General features: G+C 72.3%; 14 protein-coding genes, 1 tRNA gene and 1 pseudogene. 12 read left to right on the top strand and 4 right to left on the bottom strand.

The window, feature by feature from the left end:
• Positions 1 to 6 precede the first annotated feature (6 nt).
• The 6 genes from GA0070561_RS02360 (at position 7) to GA0070561_RS02335 (ending at position 5,869) form a co-directional block, all read left to right on the top strand.
• Positions 7 to 792: a DUF4129 domain-containing protein gene (locus GA0070561_RS02360; protein ID WP_091397187.1), complete on the top strand. Its 786-nt coding sequence runs from the start codon at positions 7 to 9 to the stop codon at positions 790 to 792.
• Positions 789 to 1,373 carry a hypothetical protein gene (locus tag GA0070561_RS02355; protein WP_091394246.1) on the top strand — a complete coding sequence of 195 codons (585 nt, stop codon included), beginning with the start codon at positions 789 to 791 and terminating at the stop codon, positions 1,371 to 1,373. The genes GA0070561_RS02360 and GA0070561_RS02355 overlap by 4 nt, the downstream gene beginning before the upstream one ends.
• Positions 1,373 to 2,380 (top strand): AAA family ATPase, encoded by a 1,008-nt coding sequence (locus tag GA0070561_RS02350; protein WP_091394243.1) that lies wholly within the window; start codon positions 1,373 to 1,375, stop codon positions 2,378 to 2,380. The genes GA0070561_RS02355 and GA0070561_RS02350 overlap by 1 nt, the downstream gene beginning before the upstream one ends.
• A complete protein-coding gene (locus tag GA0070561_RS02345; RefSeq protein ID WP_091394240.1) occupies positions 2,380 to 3,822 on the top strand; it encodes a DUF58 domain-containing protein in 1,443 nt (480 codons plus the stop codon). The genes GA0070561_RS02350 and GA0070561_RS02345 overlap by 1 nt, the downstream gene beginning before the upstream one ends.
• Positions 3,823 to 3,874: 52 nt before the next feature.
• Complete coding sequence (locus tag GA0070561_RS02340) at positions 3,875 to 4,435, top strand: hypothetical protein (RefSeq protein WP_091394237.1); 561 nt, start codon at positions 3,875 to 3,877, stop codon at positions 4,433 to 4,435.
• Positions 4,436 to 4,537: 102 nt separating this feature from the next.
• On the top strand, positions 4,538 to 5,869 hold the full coding sequence (locus GA0070561_RS02335) for an NAD(P)/FAD-dependent oxidoreductase (protein WP_091394234.1): 1,332 nt from the start codon (positions 4,538 to 4,540) through the stop codon (positions 5,867 to 5,869).
• A 110-nt stretch (positions 5,870 to 5,979) separates the two neighbouring features.
• Here the strand turns inward: GA0070561_RS02335 and GA0070561_RS02330 are convergent, their stop codons facing one another.
• Positions 5,980 to 7,839 (bottom strand): hypothetical protein, encoded by a 1,860-nt coding sequence (locus GA0070561_RS02330; protein WP_208603674.1) that lies wholly within the window; start codon positions 7,837 to 7,839, stop codon positions 5,980 to 5,982.
• Positions 7,840 to 7,940: 101 nt separating this feature from the next.
• Between GA0070561_RS02330 and GA0070561_RS02325 the strand changes: the two genes are divergently transcribed.
• From GA0070561_RS02325 to GA0070561_RS02310, 4 genes are all read left to right on the top strand, one after another.
• Positions 7,941 to 8,021 (top strand) — tRNA-Leu (locus tag GA0070561_RS02325).
• A gap of 106 nt (positions 8,022 to 8,127) precedes the next feature.
• Positions 8,128 to 8,943, top strand: coding sequence for a Bax inhibitor-1/YccA family protein (locus GA0070561_RS02320; protein WP_091394231.1), 816 nt, complete (start codon positions 8,128 to 8,130; stop codon positions 8,941 to 8,943).
• A gap of 136 nt (positions 8,944 to 9,079) precedes the next feature.
• Positions 9,080 to 9,838: a Bax inhibitor-1/YccA family protein gene (locus GA0070561_RS02315; protein ID WP_091394229.1), complete on the top strand. Its 759-nt coding sequence runs from the start codon at positions 9,080 to 9,082 to the stop codon at positions 9,836 to 9,838.
• Positions 9,839 to 9,884: 46 nt separating this feature from the next.
• Positions 9,885 to 10,205, top strand: a complete 321-nt coding sequence (locus GA0070561_RS02310; RefSeq protein ID WP_091394226.1) for a hypothetical protein — start codon at positions 9,885 to 9,887, stop codon at positions 10,203 to 10,205.
• Positions 10,206 to 10,216: 11 nt separating this feature from the next.
• On the opposite strand, the gene GA0070561_RS02305 is transcribed toward GA0070561_RS02310, so the two are convergent.
• The 3 genes and pseudogenes from GA0070561_RS02305 to GA0070561_RS02295 all read right to left on the bottom strand — a co-directional run.
• Entirely contained in the window at positions 10,217 to 11,479 is a 1,263-nt protein-coding gene (locus GA0070561_RS02305; RefSeq protein ID WP_091394224.1) for an acetyl-CoA C-acetyltransferase, read from the bottom strand.
• 78 nt (positions 11,480 to 11,557) lie between these two features.
• Complete coding sequence (locus GA0070561_RS02300; RefSeq protein WP_091394221.1) at positions 11,558 to 12,370, bottom strand: SGNH/GDSL hydrolase family protein; 813 nt, start codon at positions 12,368 to 12,370, stop codon at positions 11,558 to 11,560.
• Positions 12,356 to 13,419: pseudogene (locus GA0070561_RS02295) on the bottom strand (SGNH/GDSL hydrolase family protein); the annotation flags it as partial. The gene GA0070561_RS02300 and the pseudogene GA0070561_RS02295, both read right to left, overlap by 15 nt.
• A 150-nt stretch (positions 13,420 to 13,569) precedes the next feature.
• On the opposite strand from GA0070561_RS02295, the gene GA0070561_RS02290 reads away from it, so the two are divergent.
• Positions 13,570 to 13,926: a YkvA family protein gene (locus GA0070561_RS02290; RefSeq protein ID WP_091394216.1), complete on the top strand. Its 357-nt coding sequence runs from the start codon at positions 13,570 to 13,572 to the stop codon at positions 13,924 to 13,926.
• 73 nt (positions 13,927 to 13,999) lie between these two features.
• Positions 14,000 to 15,370 carry a cystathionine beta-synthase gene (locus GA0070561_RS02285; RefSeq protein WP_091394212.1) on the top strand — a complete coding sequence of 457 codons (1,371 nt, stop codon included), beginning with the start codon at positions 14,000 to 14,002 and terminating at the stop codon, positions 15,368 to 15,370.
• The last annotated feature ends 18 nt before the right edge of the window (positions 15,371 to 15,388 follow it).

Genomic DNA, 15,388 nt, shown 5'->3' with positions numbered 1-15,388 from the left:
GTGGCGATGACAGACGGAACACGCCCGCCCACACCGGTACCGTCCGCCGAGCCGGGTGTGCTGCGGCCGGTGTTCGGCCTGCTCCGCCGGTGGTGGCCGGTCGGCGCGGTCGCCGCCCTGCTCGCCGGTGCCGCGCTGGCATCTGCTCACTCGTCGATCGGGGCCAGTCGCATTCCGCCGGCCGCGGACAACGTTCCCTGGGTTCCCGAGTACCCGACCGTTGAGCCATCGCCGTCCATCCCGATCGAGCCCCGCGACGCCGGCGAGGCCACCCAGGCGCACATCCCGCAGTGGGTCGGCACGGTGGCTGTGGTCCTGCTCGGGCTGGCCATCCTCGCCGCGCTCGGCTACCTCAGCTGGGTCCTGCTCCGGGGCGCGCTGCGCCGTACCACGCGGGCACTACCTGCACAGCGGGCCCGCCGTACCGCCGAGGGCACCGCCCGCGAGGTGGTCGCCGCCCTCGACGCCGGCCTGGTGGAGCTCGACGACCGGGACACCGACCCCCGGGTGGCGGTGATCGCCTGCTGGGTGCGCCTGGAGGAGACCGCCGCCGCGGCCGGTGTGCCGAGGCTCGCCGGAGACACCCCCACCGATCTGGTCAGCCGACTGTTGCAGGGTGATCCGGCGGCGGGCGTGCCGGCCATCGTCAGCACCGACGTGTTGGCCGAGTTCGCGCACGTCTACCGGGAGGCCCGGTACGCCACCCACCCGGTCGGCGAACGCACCCGGGACCAGGCCCGCGCCGCGCTCGGCCGGCTGCGCGGAGAGCTCACCGCGGCGGTGACCTCATGAGCAGCACCAGCATCGACGATCTGCTCGCGTTCGAGGAGGAGGCCGCGCCGGTCGGTCCGCAGGCGCGCCCGTCCCGATGGCGTCCGGTGCTGCGTTCGCTCGCGTGGGCCGCCGCGTTGGTCGCGGTCCTGCTGGTCGGCCTCCGCGCGGTGGGCCTCCAGGTCTCGCTGCCCGTACTGATCGCCGGGGTGCTCGCCGTGCTGGCGGTCCGCCGGGCCACCGCCCTGCTGGCGCCGCCACCCCCGCCGCCGCCGGCTCGCCAGGCCGGCGCGGGCGAAGACGACGGCAGCTACAACTGGGGCGCCCGGGACGCGCTGCGTGGCGCGATCAACCAGTGGGAACGGCCCCTGGACTGGTCCGCGAACCGAACCGAACGTTTCACCGAGGTGGTCCTGCCCCGGATCGGTGAACTGGCCGACGAGCGGATGCGGCTGAAACACGGCGTCACCCGTGAGTCGGATCCCGCCCGCGCTCGCGTCCTGCTGGGTGACCGCCTGTGGACGTTCCTGGAGACCCCGCCTCGCCGCACCCCGTCGCCGCGCGACCTCGCGGTGATCGTCGCCGAACTGGAGAGCATCTGATGAACGACGTGGACCGGAGCATTGCCCCCGCCGAGGTCGGGCACCTGGCTCGGGCGGTCCTGGACGCGGTCGGCACCGTCGTGGTCGGCAAACGGGACGCGTTGGAGCTGGTCCTCGCCGGCATCCTCGCGGGCGGGCACGTGCTCCTGGAGGACCTGCCAGGGCTCGGCAAGACACTCACCGCCCGCTCGTTCGCCCAGGCCCTCGGGTTGGACTTCCGTCGGTTGCAGTTCACCCCCGACCTGCTCCCCGCCGACGTCACCGGCTCCTTCCTGTACGACCAGCGCAACGGTGACTTCACCTTCCGGGCCGGCCCGGTCTTCACCAACCTGCTGCTCGCCGACGAGATCAACCGGACGCCGCCGAAGACCCAGTCCGCACTGCTGGAGGCGATGCAGGAGAAGCAGGTGTCGGTCGAGGGTGTGACCTACAAGCTCGACGAGCCGTTCCACGTGCTGGCCACCGCCAACCCCATCGAGTACGAGGGCACCTACCCGCTGCCGGAGGCGCAGCTGGACCGGTTCCTGCTGCGCGTCTCGTTCGGTTACCCGCAGCACGAAGAGGAGTGGGAGGTGCTGCGCCGTCGGATGAGCCGTCGCCGGGAGGAGGCGGACATCAAGGCGGTTGTCGACGCGGCGACGCTGCGCGCCATGCAGGCCGCACTGGAGGACGTGGTGGTGGAGGACTCCATCGGCCGCTACATCGTGTCGCTCACCGCGGCCACCCGGGAGCACCCGTCGGTGCTGGTCGGCGCCTCACCTCGCGGTTCGCTGGCGCTGCTGCTGCTGGCCCGGGTCCGCGCGGTGTTCGGCGGACGGGACTACGTGGTGCCGGAGGACGTCAAGTCGGTGGCGGCGCCCGCCCTGGCCCACCGGATCACCCTGCGCCCGGAGATGTGGTTGCGTCGGGTCGACCCGGCGTTCGTGGTGGGCGAGGTGCTGGAGGCGACTCCCGCCCCGGCCAGTGGCGCGCTGCCCAGCTACGCCGCCGGCGGGCCCCGGCACTGATGACCGGACCGACAGTGCCGACGGCCACCGAAGCGGAACCGGCTGCCGGCTGGGCACCCACCCCGGCGCTCGGCCGCGCGGTGCTGCTCGCCGGCCTGCTGCTGGTGGCCGGGGTGCTGCTGGGCCGGGTGGACCTCATCGTGCTCGCGGCCCCGTTCGCGTTGGGCACCGCGTACGCGTTGCGTCGACGGCCCACGGCGCTGCCACAGGTGTGGATCACCCAGGGTGACGGTGGGCCGCTGGTCGAGGGCGGTGACGTGGCGGCGGCGGTGAGCGTCGGCAACCCGGACACTGTCGACTACGACCTGGTGGTGATGCGTACCCGCGTCTCGCCGTGGTTGCGGATCGACCGGGCCGGCTTCGCCCGCGACGAGGCCGTCGACGACGGGGCGCCGAGCATCACCCCGGAATCCGGTGCGACGGCGCAGGGCGTCGGCGGGCGTCGTTCCGTCGCGGACCGGCCGTTCGTGACGTCGGTGCCGATTGGCGCCGCGGTGGACCTGGAGCTGGCCGGCAAGGCCCTGCGCTGGGGCCGGCACCCGGTCGGCCCCGCCGGTGCCAGGGTCGCCACGGCCGGGGGTCTGCTGGTCTCCCGGGCGGTGATCACTGAGCCGGTACGGGTGCGGGTGTACCCCCGCACCGAGCCGTTCGAGGCGGTCGAGGCGATGCCCCGCGCCGCCGGCCTGGTCGGGGCGCACCACTCTCGCCGACCAGGAGAGGGCGGCGAGCTTGCCGGCGTACGCGTCTTCGCCCCCGGGGACCGGCTGCGCCGGATCGACTGGCGGGTCTCGTTGCGGGCCCGGCAGCTGCACGTGGCCGCCACCCTCTCCGACCGGGACGCGGAGGTGGTGGTGCTGCTCGACGTGCTCGCCGAGGCGGGCCGCTCCGGTGGGGTGAACGGCGCCGCCTCGGTGCTGGACACCACCGTCCGGGCCACCGCCGCGATCGCCGAGCACTACCTGCACCGTGGTGATCGGGTCTCGCTGCTGGAGTACGGGCCGGCCGCCCGCCGGCTCCGGCCGGCCGCCGGGCGGCGGCAGTACCTCACCGTCCTGGAGTGGTTGCTCGACGTCCGGGTCCACGCGTCCGCCCACGAACCGTACGACCAGGTCTTCGGCCCGCAGTTGCTCTCCTCGGACGCGTTGGTGGTGGTGCTCACCCCGCTGCTGGACGAACGGTCGGCGCAGATGCTCGCCCGGTTGGCCCGAGGTGGGCGGTTCGTGGTGGCGGTCGACACGTTGCCTACCGACCTGGCGTCGCCAAAGGACCGGGGTTGGGCCGAGGTGGCGTACCGGCTGTGGCGCCTGGACCGGGAGATCATGATCGGGCAGCTCCGGGAGCATGGCGTACCGGTGGTGCGCTGGGCCGGTGCCGGCAGTCTGGACCAAGTGTTGCGGGACGTGGCCCGGTTGGCGACGGCTCCGAGGGTGGGTGGCCGGTGAGCGCGAGGAGTGAGCTTGCGAGCCCCGCAGCCGCGAACGGAAGGCGGGTGCGGTGAACGCTGTGGTGGAGCGGGTTCGGGCGGCGCAGTACGCCGTCGCCCGCGTCAGCGTGGCCCCGCTGCTGGTCCGGGCCGGGATCTTCGTCATCGTGTTTGCCGGGTTCGCCCTGGCGTTCCCCGCGGAGGTGCTTTCCGGCCGGCCGATCTTCTTCCTGGCGGTGGCTGCCCTGTTGCCCGCGTTCGGGCCGCGCAAGGTCTGGACGACGTTCACCGCGTTGGTCACGGTCGGTGGCTGGTTGCTCGCCACCGACGGGTACGGCCGTCCGGTCGCCCTCTGGCGGCTTCTCGCCGTCGCGGCCCTGCTCTACCTGGGTCACACCCTCTGCGCGTTGGCCGCGCTGCTGCCCTATGACGCGATGGTGGACCCCGAGCTGATCACCCGTTGGTTGGTACGGTCGGCCGCCGTGCTGTTGGGTTCCGCAGTGCTCGGCGTGCTGTTGTTGCAGGCGACGGGGACGGGTGGGGGCGCCGGACACCAGTGGGTGACAGTGCTGGGGCTGCTGGTGGCGGTGGGGATGTCGCTGTTGCTGGGCTGGCTGCTGCGGCGTCGGTGACCACTGCGATCTGAGGGTTACGCAGGTCACATGGGTTGTGCTCCGTCACAGATGGGGGGCGCGAGCGGGATTACCTGAGCCGGCCGGGGAAAGATAGACAACGTGAATCCGAAGCGGATCCTTGTGGTTGGTGCCGGGCACGTCGGTCTGTACGCGGCCCTGCGCCTGTCGAAGAAGCTCAGCTCCCGTGAGGCTGAGGTCATGGTGGTTGACCCCCAACCCCACATGACCTATCAGCCGTTCCTGCCGGAGGCGGCGGCGGGCAACATCTCCCCGCGGCACTCCGTGGTGCCGCTGCGGCGGGAGTTGCGCCGGTGCAAGATGGTGGCCGGCACGGTCACGCGGATCGAGCACGACCGCAAGGTGGCCACCGTGCAGCCGATCAGCGGCCCGGCCCGGGAGATCACCTACGACCACGTGATCGTGGCTCCGGGTTCGGTCTCCCGCACCCTGCCGATCCCGGGCCTGCACGAGCAGGGCATCGGGTTCAAGACCATCGGCGAGGCGATCTACCTGCGCAACCACGTGCTGGATCGGCTCGACGTGGCGGCCGCCACGCCGGATCCGGACGTCCGCCGTTCGGCGCTGACCTTCACCTTCGTCGGCGGTGGGTACGCCGGCATCGAGGCGCTCGCCGAGATGGAGGACATGGCTCGCGACGCCCTGCGTTACTACCCGGAGCTCAAGCAGGACGAGGTCCGCTGGGTGCTGGTCGAGGCCACCCAGCGGGTGCTGCCCGAGGTCGACCGGGACATGGGTGCCTACACCGTGCAGCAGCTGATGAAGCGCAACATGGACATCCGGCTGGACACCCGGCTCGAGTCCTGCGTCGACGGGGTGGTCAAGCTCTCCGACGGTGACAGCTTCCGCTCCGACACGATCGTCTGGACGGCCGGCGTGAAGCCGTCGCCGATGCTGGACTCGACCGACTTCCCACGTGACGACCGTCGTCGGATCACCTGCCTGCCCACCCTTCAGGTGGTCGACGGTGACCAGGTGCTCGAGGGTGCCTGGAGCGCGGGCGACTGCGCCGCCGTGCCGGACCTGACCAAGGAGCCGGGCAACTTCTGCTCGCCGAGCGCTCAGCACGCGGTGCGCCAGGCTGCCCGGATGGCCGACAACATCACGGCCGTGATCCGGGGTCGCGAGCCGGTGAACTACAAGCACAAGCACGTCGGCAGCGTGGCGAGCCTCGGCCTGCACAAGGGCGTGGCCCAGGTGTACGGCATCAAGATGACCGGTTGGCCGGCGTGGGTGATGCACCGGACGTACCACATGAGCCGGATCCCGTCGTTCAACCGCAAGGTCCGCGTGGTGGTGGACTGGTCGCTGGCGTTCTTCCTCAAGCGTGAGGTGGTCGCCCTGGGCCAGCTGCACGACCCGCGCGAGGAGTTCGTCGAGGCCTCCCAGCCGGTCGGCGCGCCCCGCGTCTGACCACAGACCGACGCCGACCCCGTCGATCTTGCACTTCCGGATGTCGTAATGCACCTTCTGGTGCGTCTTGTCCGGACAGAAAGTGCAAGATCGGCGGGGTTTTCGTTGGTCTAGACCCGCCACGTCCAGGCGTCGGCGATGCGGGTGGGTGGGCCGTAGAGCTGCTCCAGGGTGGCGCGCAGGGCCTCGGCGTGGGGGGCGTCGTCGGTGAGCGCCACGCAGGAGGCGCCCCAGAAGTCGGCGTCGCGGACGGCCTGGCGGCGCTGCTCGTCGCCGATGGCCGGTTGGTCGCCGCGGCGTGCGACATCCGCCAGTAGCGCGGAGGTGGGCTGTTTGAAGGTGCCCATCGCCGCGGTGCCGCCCCTCCCGTACGGGCCGATGAAGAAGCCTTCCGGCAGCCCGAAACCGGCGTCGGCGGCGGTCGCCCAGCGCATCGGCCAGGGCTCCTTCGGGGTGGGCAGTGGCACCGGGACCAGCACCCCGCCCGGCGGTACGCACTGCCGCCAGTGGCCGCCGGTGATGAACTCCGGCACGGCGGGTCGTCCGGCGGTCGGCAGGGGGGTCGGGAAGATCGGCAGCAGCGCCGCTCCGACGGCCAGGGGCACCAGCCGCCGCGCCCGACCGGAGCTGCGCAGCGCCCGGTCGACAGCGAGCACCAGCAGCGTCGCGACGATCGGCAGCAACGCCAGCGCGAACCGCATCGGCAACGCCCCGTCCACCACCGGCAGCCCTCCGATCAGGGCGTACGGGCCGGGGATCGCCGTCCTGGTGCCGCCGAGCACCACCTCGGGGCCGAGCGAGAGCGCCCCCATCACCAGGCCCGCCGCGACGCAGGCGTTGACCAACTGGCGGCGCCCGGCCCAGATCGCGCACACCGCGGCGACCAGCAGCAGTGGCCAGCCGAGGAACGTGTTGTACTCGGCGGGGCCGGTGGTCAGCCGGGCGGACTCGTCGCTGCCGGCCACCGACAGTGGGGAGAGCGTCCACCAACTGCTCAGGTCGGCGGAGAAGTAGGCCGGGGTGAACATCCCGTCGGCGACTCCCTGTGGCCCGGCGAACTGGAACCACAGCGGATAGCCGAGCACCAGCAGGGCGAGCCCTGCGGCGATCGCCAAACCGCCGGCGAACCCGGGGAGCGCCCGGCGGGCCATGTCCCGGTCCGCCACGGCGTAGCTGATCGCCATCACCAGCAGCGTGATCGCGGCGAGGAAGAGCACCTCCTCGCCGATGAAGACCTGTGCGCTGATCGCGCCGGCCAGCCCTGCCGCGGAGGTGAACAGCCGACGACGGTCCGGCCCGGTGGCTCGGGTACTGCCGGCCTGGTCGAGGGTGCCGGGCCCCGGGTCGGCCGCCCGCAGCAGCCGCACCACCAGCCAGACGATCACCGGCACCAGCCACTGGGCGGTCATGTGCAGGTGGCTGTTGGTCTGCGACACCATGCCGGGTCCGAATCCGCACAGCCCGCCGCCGAGTGCGGCGGCCACCCGGCGGACGCGCAGAGTCCGGTGAAAGAGCAGGTACCAGGCGAGTGCGGTGCCGGCGAGGTTGCCGGCGGCGAGCAGCGCGAAGGTGACAGGTGCGCCCAGCAGCAGGGTGACCGGCGCGAAGAGGACGCCGAGGGCGATCACCGTGGTGTTGGCCATCAGGTTCACACCGTCGGGAGCGTTGAGCCGGTTGGTGAGCAGGTCGAAGTCGCCGAGCAGCGCGCGGGCGTCCACCGCCAGGAACCACTCGTAGAGGGTCTGGTCCTCCGGGTTGAGCGCCAGGATGCGGGCGCCCGGGTCGGGCCACAACCCGTGGGTGAGCCAGCCGGCCAGCACCGCGAAGATCAGAGCGGCCAGCAGGTCCGCCCGGTGGCGGCGGACGGCGGCCAGCAGCCGGGTGCCCCGGGGTCGGCGGTTGACCTGATCGGCGAGGCGGAATGCCTGCTCAGGCGCGGCGTCGGGGGCCGTGGGGGCTGCGCTGCTCACGGCATCGACCCTAATGTGGCCAGGCCGGCGGGGTACGCCGGGTCGCCGCAGACCGGCTACGGTGACACTGCACCAGGCGTGTCGGCGCGCCGGTGCCACTCGCCCGGGTGGTGGAAAGGCAGACACGGCCGCCTTAAAAGCGGCTGCCGAAAGGCGTGCGGGTTCGACCCCCGCCCCGGGCACCGGTCGACTCACACATTCTCATTCGTGATCTCCAGGACTTGGCTGTGCCGTCTACTCTTGGAGGGCACGTTCACGTGCAAACGACCCCCTGAGGGAGGCCAGACAGTGAAGACCTCGAACCCGGTGCTCGCCCGGCTCGGCCAGGCGGCCGAGCGGGAGCGCTCCGCCGGGTACGCCCCGGCCGGGCCGTACGGACAGCCCGGCATTCCCCAGCAGTACCCGTCCCAGGCCGGATACCCGGCCGCGCCGCCGACCGTGGCGCCGATGACCGTCGACGACGTGGTCGTCAAGACTGTCGCTCTGCTCGGCATCCTTGGCATCACCGCCGCGGCCGCCTGGGTGCTCGTGCCCGACGCGCTGGTCGGTACCGCATGGATCGGCGCGGCAGTGGTCGGCCTGGTCCTCGGCTTGATCATTTCGTTCTCCCGGATGGCCAACCCGGCGCTCGTGATCGCGTACGCGGTCGTCGAGGGTGTCTTCGTCGGCATGGTCAGCAAGGCGTTCGAGACGCGTTACGACGGCATCGTGCTCCAGGCCGCCGTGGCCAGCTTCGGCATCTTCTTCCTGATGGCGATGCTCTACAAGGCGAAGGTCATCCGGGCCACCCCGGCCTTCGTCAAGGGCATGATCGCGGTGATGGTCGGCCTCTTCGCCGTCATGATGATCAACCTGGTGCTGGCGCTGTTCGGCGTCAACACCGGTCTGCGTGACGGCAGCCCGCTGGCCATCGGCTTCAGCCTGGTCTGCATCGTGGTCGCCTCGCTGAGCTTCGTGCTCAGCTTCAAGGAGATCGAGGACGGCGTCCGGATGGGCCTGCCGCAGCGCTACTCCTGGGTGGCCGCGTTCGGCATCCTGGTCAGCCTGGTCTGGCTCTACATCGAGATCCTGCGCCTGCTGAGCTACTTCCAGGGCGACGACTGACCTCGTCCGCACTGTCGACCGGCGCCCGTCCCCACTCCGGTGGGGGCGGGCGCCGTCGTCCGCGCCGTTTGCCCGCCACCGCCGGTCCGCCCGGGGCAGAGTGACTTCGGGGGGTACGCGGGCGAAGGAGGCGGCGGTGCGCAGCAACAACCCGGTGCTCAACCGGCTGGACGAGCCCGGCCGGGTGGAGGCACGGGTGCTCGGCGCCCGCGACGTCGAGCCGATGACCGTCGACGACGTGGTGGTCCGTACCGTCGGGTTGCTGCTCGTGACCGGCGCGGCCGCCGCGGTGTCCTGGGCGGTGATCCCCGACGCCGTGTGGTTGGGAGCCGCGTTGGCCGGCAGCGCGCTCGCCTCGATCGCGCTGGTCCTGGTCATCTCGTTGCGAGCGATCACCAATCCGGTGCCGATCGTCGGCTACGCGGTCCTTCAGGGCCTGCTGCTGGGGGTGGCGAGCCGCACCTTCGAGCAGGTCTACCCGGGCATCGTGGTGCAGGCGGTGGCCGGCACCTTCGGCGTCTTCCTCGGCATGGCGGCGCTCTACCGGGCCCGGGTGATCCGGGCGACGCCCCGCCTGGCACGCCTGGTGATCGGCACCCTGCTCGGCATCGCCGTGCTCAGCGTGGTCAACCTGGTGTCGTACCTGATCACCGGGCGACCGGGCCTGGCGGTCTACAGCGTCAGTGGGGAGGTCGGCTGGCTGCCGTACGCCTTCTCGGTGGTGGCCATCATCGCCGGGGCGTTCAGCTTCATCCTCGACTTCGATCTCGTCGAACGCTCGGTGCGCGACGGCCGAGCCCGTCGGTACGCGTGGCTGAGCGCGTTCGGCCTGCTCACCGGGTTGGTCTTCCTCTACTGGCAGTTGCTGCGGCTGCTCAGTTACCTGCGCCGCTGACCGGCCCCACCCGGCGCGGTCGGTGTCGGCCGTAGACTCGGCGGCGATGAGCGCAGCGGAGTTGGACAAGGCCGTGCGGTTGCTGGTCCGTCAGATCGCGCACTGGCAGCAGCCCCGGTGGGCGGCGGTCGCGACCGCCGGCAACGTGTCCCGCGCCGACCTGGTGCACCGCCTGGTGCAGGAGGTGGCCAACCTGGCCGCCGACGCCGAGGGGGAGCCCCGTCGAGTGGTGCCCCGGCTCGACAACGACCTGGCCCTACCCGATCAGCTGCGGGTGGTCACGGCGGACCTGCTGGCCGCCGACCCGGGGGACGAGGCGCTGGCCCGGGCCGCCGCCGAGGTGACGGCGACCCGCAGCGCGCTCTGAGGCAGCTCGGCTCAGTTGAGCCGTTCGAGCACCATGGCCATGCCCTGGCCACCGCCCACGCACATGGTTTCCAGGCCGATGGTCTTGTCGTGCCACTCCAGCGCGTTGAGCAGGGTGCCGGTGATCCGGGCGCCGGTCATGCCGAACGGGTGGCCGACCGCGATGGCCCCGCCCATCACGTTCAGCTTCTCCTCCGGGATGCCCAGCTCGCGGTAGGAGGGAATGACCTGCGCGGCGAACGCCTCGTTGATCTCGACGAGGTCGACGTCGTCGATGGTCATGCCGGCTCGGCGCAACGCCTGCCGGGACGCCTCGACCGGCCCGAGACCCATGATCTCCGGCGACAGGGCTGTCACACCGGTCGAGACGATCCGGGCCAGCGGGGTGAGCCCGAGCTCCTCGGCCCGCTGGGCGCTCATCACCACCACGGCGGCGGCGCCGTCGTTGAGCGGGCAGCAGTTGCCGGCGGTGATTCGACCGTCCGGGCGGAACACCGGCTTCAGGCCGGCGACCGCGTCGAGGGTGACGCCGGCCCGGGGCCCGTCGTCGGTGCTCACCACGGTGCCGTCCGGCGTGGTGACCGGGGTGATCTCCCGGGCCCAGAAACCGTCGGTGATGGCCTTCTCGGCGAGGTTCTGGCTGCGTACGCCGAACTCGTCCATGTCGGCGCGGGTGACGTCGTACACCTGGGCCAGGTTCTCCGCGGTCTGCCCCATGGTCAGGTAGATGTCGGGCAGTTCGCCGGCCTCACGCGGGTCGGTCCACACCTCGGCGCCGCCCTGTGCGCGGCGCTTCGAGCGCTCAGCGGCCGGCCCGAAGCGGGGGTTCTCCCAGCCGCCGCCGACCAGGGCCTGCGCCTCGGGCGGCAGCCCGTCGGAGCTGCCCCGGGCGTAGCGGGAGACCATCTCCACCCCGGCGGAGACGAACACGTCGCCCTCGCCGGCCCGGATCGCGTGCATCGCCATCCGGGTGGTCTGCAACGAGGAGGCGCAGTAGCGGGTCAGCGTGGCGCCGGGGACAGTGTCCAGACCGAGGAGGGTGGACACCACCCGGGCCATGTTGAAGCCCTGCTCGCCGCCGGGCAGGCCGCACCCGAGGTAGAGGTCGTCGATCGTGGTCGGATCGAGCGCGGGGATCTTGTCCAGCGCGGCCTGGACGATGGTCGCGGCGAGGTCGTCGGAGCGGACGTCGCGCAGGGACCCCTTGTGCGCCCGGCCGATGGGGGAGCGGGCGGTGGCGACGATGACGGCGTCGCGGGACGACTCAATCGGCATGGACCAACGTTAACCCGCCGGTAACATGGCGCGGAAGAAGCCGGCGCGGCGGGAAATGTCACCCTGGCCGGGGACGATCTAGCGCCGGGTCGTGGCCGCCGCCGCGGCGACGACGGCGGGCAGCAGCGCGTGCGCCCACACCCGGTAGCCGTCGGCGGAGGGGTGGAAGCCGTCCTGGCAGAGCGTCCCGGCGTCGGCCCGGAACACCGGCCCGGTCTCGGTGGCCAGGTCGACCACCGAGCCGCCCGCCTCCAGCACGGCAGTGGTCTGCGCGCGGGCCACCCGACGCCCGGACCAGCCGACCACCTGGCGCAGCGGAGGCGCGATGGCACGCACCGCCCCGAGGTCGGGGCAGGTGCCCACCACCACCTCGACGCGCGCCTCACGCAGGCGGTGCACCGCCGCGCCGAGATAAGCCGCCGCGTCGGAGGGGCGGCGCAGCCCGGTGGCGTCGTTGGCGCCGATCAGGATCAACGCCACGTCGGGCCGCTCACCGAGCAGGGCCCGGGCCACCTGGGTGGCGAGGTCCGTCGAGCGGGACCCGGAGACGCCGACGCTGGACAGGTGCACCCGGCGGCCGGTCGGGCCCTCGGCGAGCAGGTTGGCCAACTGCCCGCCGATGGTGTCCTCCAGACGGTCCACACCGACGCCCAGTGCCGACGAGTCGCCCAGCAACACCAGTCGCAGCGGGGCAGCGCCCGCCCGGCCGATCGTGGCGCGCAGGGCCAGGCCGAGCTCCGGTTCGGCGTAGCGTCGGTGCCGGGCGATGAACGCCTCACCAGCGAGGACGGCGGCGCCCCCGACGGTGCCGGCGAACAGCGAGATCGCCGCCGCCCGACCCATTCGGCCGGCGAGGCCGGAGGTCACGCTCCGCGCGCTGCGCTCGTTCATGCCAGTCCCTCCACTGTCGAGGTGTCCGAGGCGGACCCGTGCTGAGGCACCGCGCCGACACCGAAGAACGCCCGTCGGCGCAGCTGCGCCCACCGGCCGGCCGGCCCTCGGTCGCGGCCCCGGACCTGGACGCCGCTGACCTCCGTGCCGGCGTGTCGAGCCGCCTCCTGCGCGGCCTTCGGCAGCGACCGTACGCCGTCGCCGAGCGTCGGTGTGGCCCGTCGTTCCGGGGTCGCGCCGAGGGCGGAGAGCATCGTCGGCAGGAGCGCGGCGGCGGCCATCGCGTACCCCTCGGCGGAGGGATGGAACCGGTCCCAGGCGAACATCCGGGTCGGCTCGGCCGCGAACCGGGGGCCGAGCAGGTCACCGAGGGAGACCGTCCACCCGCCCGCCTCGACAACGGCCACCGTCTGGGCGGCGGCGAGCTGGCGGCTCCAACGGTGCGCCAGCCAGCGCAGAGGTGGCTGGATCGGTCGGATCGCGCCCAGGTCGGGGCAGGTGCCGACGACCACCTCGCACCCCGCGTCGCGCAGGGTGTGCACCGCCTCGACCAGGTAGCGCACCGCCAGGCCGCGCGGGGTGCGGTTGGTGATGTCGTTGCCGCCGATGAGGATCACCGCGATGTCGGGTCGGCACTCCAGCGCCGCCTCCACCTGGTGGCGCAGCGCCGCCGAGATGGCGCCGACCACCGCGAAGCGGTGCAGCTGCACCGGCCGGTGCAGTCGACGGGACAGGCCGGTGGCGAGCAGTGCCCCGGGCGTCTCCCGACGGCGGTGCACCCCGTAGCCGGCCGCCGACGAGTCACCGAGCACGACCATGGTGAGCGCCGGACCGGGGAACTTCGCGCCGTACATCCCGTCGCAGCGGGGCGGCGGCGCCTCGGCCATCGGGATGGTCCGGCGAGCCTGGCGGGCCTGGCCGACCAGCATCCCGCCGGTCGCCACCGCGGCCGCCGCGGTGGCGCCTGTCCCGATGGCGGCCAGCCGGACGAACCGCCGGGCCTGCCGCCAGCGCTCACCACCGGGTACGACGGAATGTGCCACCCCCATACCGCGACATTATCGCGCTGGCCCGACACACCGCTGTCGTCGTGACGGCACCCGGGTGCCTGGAAACCGACGCGACGGGGTACCTGGGTTCCAGAGGCCGGCCGACTTGCGCCGACCCGCCACGCTGATCCGGCGGAGAGGAGCGCGACGATGGGTAAGACACTGAAGCGCAGCGCGGCGTTCACGGCCCTGGCGCGGGCCCTGGCGGCCGGGGCGCGCAACGGGCCGTCGATCGGCACGCGGTTGGCCGCGCTGCCCCGGATGATCCGAGCCACCACCAAGGGGGAGTACGACGGCGGCCTTCGGCTGGCGCTGATGACCGCGGCGACGGCGTACATCGTCTCGCCGATCGACCTGCTCCCGGAGATCCCGCTGGCGATCTTCGGGCTGGCCGACGACGCGGTCATGATCACCTGGTTGGCCGGCAGCGTGCTCGCCGAGACCGACCGGTTCCTGGAGTGGGAGGCCCGCCGCAGCTCCGTCATCCCCGGAGGGCTGGTGCCCTGACGACACGTACGCTGGGCGGTGAGCAAACGTCTTCCCGGCCGCCCACCGCCGGCGCCGCAACGAAGGGCACACCGTGCAGTACTACGACAACGTCGTCGACATGATCGGAAACACCCCGCTGGTGCGTCTGCGTAACGTCACCGAGGGCATCCAGGCCACCGTGCTGGCCAAGGTGGAGTACGTCAACCCGGGCGGCTCGGTGAAGGACCGGATCGCGCTGCGGATGGTGGAGGACGCCGAGGCCGCCGGTCTGCTCAAGCCCGGCGGCACCATCGTCGAGCCGACCAGCGGCAACACCGGCGTCGGGCTGGCCCTGGTGGCCCAGCTCAAGGGCTACAAGTGCGTCTTCGTCTGCCCCGACAAGGTCAGCCAGGACAAGCAGGACGTGCTCCGGGCGTACGGCGCCGAGGTGGTGGTCTGCCCGACCGCCGTCGCGCCGGAGGACCCGCGCTCGTACTACAACGTCTCCGACCGGCTGACCCGGGAGATCCCCGGCGCCTGGAAGCCCAACCAGTACAGCAACCCGGCCAACCCGCGCTCGCACTACGAGACGACCGGCCCGGAGCTGTGGAAGCAGACCGACGGCGAGCTCACCCACTTCGTGACCGGCGTCGGCACCGGCGGCACCATCTCCGGCATCGGCCGGTACCTCAAGGAGGCGTCCGACGGCCGGGTGCGCGTCGTCGGGGCCGACCCGGAGGGCTCGGTCTACTCCGGCGGCACCGGCCGCCCGTACCTGGTGGAGGGCGTCGGCGAGGACTTCTGGCCGGAGACGTACGACCAGGGTGTCGCCGACGAGATCGTGGAGGTCTCCGACAAGGCGTCCTTCGAGATGACCCGGCGACTGGCTCGCGAGGAGGGGCTGCTGGTCGGCGGTTCCTGCGGAATGGCGGTGGTCGCCGCCCTGGAGGTCGCCCGCCGGGCCGGCCCGGACGACGTGGTGGTGGTGCTGCTGCCCGACGGCGGTCGTGGCTACCTTTCCAAGATCTTCAACGACTCGTGGATGGCCCGGTACGGCTTCCTCGACAACTCCGGCGCAGAGCCGACGGTGGCCGACGCGCTGGCCAGCAAGCCGGGCGGGCTGCCCGAGCTGGTGCACGTGCACCCGACCGAGACCGTCCGCGACGCGATCGACTACATGCGCGAGTACGGCGTCTCGCAGCTACCGGTGCTCAAGGCCGAGCCGCCCGTGGTGACCGGTGAGGTCGCCGGCTCGATCGCCGAGCGGGACCTGCTCGACGCGTTGTTCACCGGCCAGGCCCACCTGCACGACACGATCGAGCGGCACATGGGCGACCCACTGCCGATGATCGGTGGTGGTCAGCCGGTGAGCGAGGCGGTGGGCATGCTGGAGAAGTCCGACGCCGCCCTGGTGCTGGTCGACGGCAAGCCCAAGGGTGTGCTCACCCGCCAGGACCTCCTGTCCCACCTGGGCGCCCACTGAGCCTGCTGGAGGCCTCGT

The organism is Micromonospora saelicesensis, from assembly GCF_900091575.1.
In the GTDB taxonomy this organism is placed as follows: domain Bacteria; phylum Actinomycetota; class Actinomycetes; order Mycobacteriales; family Micromonosporaceae; genus Micromonospora; species Micromonospora saelicesensis.
This window is presented reverse-complemented; position numbering and strand designations above follow the sequence as displayed.